3 protein-coding genes are annotated in these 2,724 nt (G+C 55.6%); all 3 read right to left on the reverse strand.

Features of this window, described 5'->3' with window-relative positions:
• Window positions 1–39: 39 nt before the first annotated feature.
• Complete coding sequence (locus HMPREF9538_RS02755) at window positions 40–687, reverse strand: MBL fold metallo-hydrolase (protein WP_002898200.1); 648 nt, start codon at window positions 685–687, stop codon at window positions 40–42.
• A 13-nt stretch (window positions 688–700) separates the two neighbouring features.
• Window positions 701–1,252, reverse strand: coding sequence for a YcbK family protein (locus tag HMPREF9538_RS02750; protein WP_002898198.1), 552 nt, complete (start codon window positions 1,250–1,252; stop codon window positions 701–703).
• Between the two features lie 302 nt (window positions 1,253–1,554).
• Window positions 1,555–2,724, reverse strand: a 1,170-nt coding sequence (gene ldtD / locus HMPREF9538_RS30635) for a L,D-transpeptidase (protein ID WP_009486264.1), incomplete at its 5' end; no start/stop codon positions are given.

Below are 2,724 nucleotides of genomic sequence, written 5' to 3' on the forward strand. Positions count from 1 at the left end.
CGCGAATGCGGCCTTTTTTATGTGTTCGCGTCATGTCTGTTACCAGACCGGCATCTCATCCTGCAGAAACGGGTTATTACGGCGTTCCTCACCCAGCGTCGACAGCGGACCATGGCCGGGAATAAAGGTCACATCATCGCCCAGCGGCAACAGTTTTTCCTTGATAGCCGCAATCAGCTGCCCATGGTCGCCGCGCGGAAAATCGCTGCGTCCCACCCCGCCTTTGAAAATCACGTCTCCGGAGATCAGCAGTCGGGAGGCGTCATCAAAAAAGACCACATGGCCCGGCGTATGGCCCGGGCAGTGCAGCACCTGCAGCGCCACATTCCCCACATTGACCACATCGCCTTCATTGAGCCAGCGATCCGGACGCAGCGGTTGGCAATCCTCCAGGCCGAACATCCGGCTTTGCGCCGGTAATCCTTCCAGCCAGAACTCATCCTCTTTTTCCGGACCAATAACCGGTACGCCATAATGCTGCGCCAGTTCAGCCGCGGCGCCAACGTGATCGAGGTGGCCATGCGTCAGCAGGATCTGCATCAGCGTGACGCCAGCCTCCGCCACCACCGCTTTGATACGTTCAGCATCGCCGCCAGGATCGACCAGCGCCGCCAGCCGGGTTTGCCCGCACCAGATAAGAGAACAGTTCTGCGCGAACGCGGTAACCGGAATAATACGATAGTTCATGACGCTCCTTTCGTTACCAGTGCCTTACGGGACCGGTATCAATATGCACAAAGTTACTACGTGGGTAATATCCTACACCACCTGCGCGCATAGATAACGCCGCTTTGCGAATATTGCTTAACGAAATACCTTCAATATGGAAATCCATCGCCTGCCCCTTGGTGTGATAGCTGTGTTTCGCTACACCACGGCTTCGTGCGCGAAGCTCATCGTTGGTATCAAGGGAACGATAGCCAGAGATAAGCTGGACAGGTTTGTTGGTGCCAAGTAGTCCCTGCAACCGATAAAGATGATCGAACAGATTTGGATCGATGGACTTAATTTTATTCGCGCGATAGTCACGGAAAAAATGGTTAAGTCTTGCTAATTCATCCTGAATATAGCCTCTGCCATCGAAAAACTCCGCCCTGAGCGATTCACCGGTATGCAGGTTATTCAGCGTCAAAATACGCGGACGGGGGGTCGAGAGGGTGGCAAATGCCGGCGCAGGGAGAATGGCGGCAGCACCCAGCGCAGCGCCACCCAACGCCAGCAATCTGCGGCGATTAGCGTCAAATTTGTCCATGATAATCAGGTCTACAGTCAATGAATCGTTATATACTTTTTCCGCTTTGCGCGATGCCAGGATCAGCTCGCTATCGCTCGCCACGACCGAGATGTTGCCCGGCAAAGGAGAGCGTTCGCGCTAACCGCGCTACGCATTGAGCGGAATGATATGTATATGCACTTCTGGCGCACGAAAGGCACCTTACCGGGCATTATTGCCAACGTCAAGGCAGCCTCACCCCAGGAAAATCGGGCGCTGCAGAGGTGCAGCGCCCTTTTTTACCCAGTGCTAGGACAACAAAATCCATTGAACTACTTCATTTACCTGATTAATTGTTCCGCTTTCGTCAGAATTTGTGCGCTGGATCGCGCGGTGATATCGTAATTGTAAATATCTGTTCGATATTGTGTACGTCCATCAGCGTCCACAAACGCCGTTAAGTAATATAAATTCACCGGTATATTTTGCCGAATATTGACATAGCGCGTATCCCCCTGCTTCAGGGCGTCGGAAATGCGCGTGTCATTCCAGCCCGCGTCCTGCAGCAGCATATTGGCCAGCTCCGAGGCTTTATTCACCCTGACGCAGCCGGAACTGAGCGCACGGACATCCTTCTGAAACAGATTATGGTTCGGCGTATCGTGCAGATAGATAGCATCCGAACTCGGCATATTAAACTTGTAACGCCCCAGTGAATTACGTGCCCCAGGCGCCTGCTGAAAACGGAACGGTAAATTGTTCTCGGTGATGGTTGACCAGTCAACCCGGTAAGGATCGATGGTCTCTTTACTGTTCCAGCCGCGCATCACGGTGTAGCCATGCTGCTCCAGATAGCCAGGATTATTACGCACCTTCGGCAGAATATCTTTGCGCGCCAGGGTGGGCGGTACGTTCCACGGCGGATTGACCACTACGTTGTTCAGCGCGCTGCTCATCATCGGCGTCTTGCGGTCCGGACGTCCGACGATCACCCGCGAGGCCAGCACCTGACTGCCGTCCTGGTAATAGACCAGCGAAAACGCGGGAATATTCACCATGATACCGGTCGATAGTTTGCCTGGCAGCAGACGTAGACGCTGAATGTTCAGCGCCAGCACGCCAGCGCGCTGCGCCGATGAGACATTGAGCCAGTCACGGGTGGATTGGCCGATGACCCCATCCGCCCCCAGCCCCTGCATGGCCTGAAAGCGCTTAACGCCCTCCACCAGCTGGCGATCGTACACACCGCGCGCCGCGGGCTTGCTCTTTTTCTTCGCCGAAGGACTCACCACGTCGCCGGGCAGAACGATATTGGCGGAATTTTCCAACATCCCGGTACGCTGGAGGATCTCGCGCAGCGCGCCGATATCATTGCTCCATTCTCCCGGGCGCAGCGAGCCGCTGCCGGTCATCTGCGGCCATGGACGTGAATCAGCCACCAGCGCCAGCAGCGACTGGTGCATGGCCTCATACTGCGGATGACGCGGCGCCAGGCCGGCGATAAACGCCGG

Origin of the sequence: Klebsiella sp. MS 92-3 (assembly GCF_000195655.1) — a bacterium.
GTDB classification, from domain to species: Bacteria; Pseudomonadota; Gammaproteobacteria; order Enterobacterales; family Enterobacteriaceae; genus Klebsiella; species Klebsiella pneumoniae.

Excerpts from the sequence above, each read along its gene's own strand:
- HMPREF9538_RS02755 (WP_002898200.1), bottom strand. The coding sequence starts at position 687 with ATGAACTATCGTATTATTCCGGTTACCGCGTTCGCGCAGAACTGTTCT.
- HMPREF9538_RS02750 (WP_002898198.1), bottom strand. The coding sequence starts at position 1,252 with ATGGACAAATTTGACGCTAATCGCCGCAGATTGCTGGCGTTGGGTGGC.